Origin of the sequence: Microseira wollei NIES-4236 (assembly GCF_020521235.1) — a bacterium.
In the GTDB taxonomy this organism is placed as follows: Bacteria; Cyanobacteriota; Cyanobacteriia; order Cyanobacteriales; family Aerosakkonemataceae; genus Microseira; species Microseira wollei.
Map to the genome: position 1 here is coordinate 1 of NZ_BLAY01000547.1, position 501 is coordinate 501.

The following is a 501-nucleotide window of genomic DNA, read 5'->3' on the forward strand; positions in this document are numbered from 1 at the left end:
GCACGGCAATACAGATAGATCGGTTTAAGATTTAAGATTGAGCGTGCTGTGCTACTACCTCGTATTGATTGATTCCAGATTCATTGATGTCGGGGCACGGCAATACATATACCTCGGTTTAAAGTTGAAGATTGAGCGTGCCGTGCCCCTACCTCGTATTGATTGATTCCAGATTCATTGATGTCGGGGCGATGCGTACAGGTAATGTAGGGGCACGGCAATACAGATAGATCGGTTTAAGATTTAAGATTGAGCGTGCCGTGCCCCTACCCTGTATTGATTGATTCCAGATTCATTGATGTCGGGGCACGGCAATACATATACCTCGGTTTAAAGTTGAAGATTGAGCGTGCCGTGCCCCTACCCTGTATTGATTGATTCCAGATTCATTGATGTCGGGGCGATGCGTACAGGTAATGTAGGGGCACGGCAATACAGATAGATCGGTTTAAGATTTAAGATTGAGCGTGCCGTGCCCCTACCCTGTATTGATTGATTCCA

2 protein-coding genes are annotated in these 501 nt (G+C 46.3%); one reads left to right on the forward strand and one right to left on the reverse strand.

The annotated features are described in order from the left end of the window. Positions 1 to 80: 80 nt before the first annotated feature. Positions 81 to 221 (reverse strand): hypothetical protein, encoded by a 141-nt coding sequence (locus tag MiSe_RS49795; protein WP_226595034.1) that lies wholly within the window; start codon positions 219 to 221, stop codon positions 81 to 83. 34 nt (positions 222 to 255) lie between these two features. On the opposite strand from MiSe_RS49795, the gene MiSe_RS51855 reads away from it, so the two are divergent. Next, on the forward strand, positions 256 to 378 hold the full coding sequence (locus tag MiSe_RS51855) for a hypothetical protein (RefSeq protein ID WP_264197183.1): 123 nt from the start codon (positions 256 to 258) through the stop codon (positions 376 to 378). Positions 379 to 501: the final 123 nt, after the last annotated feature.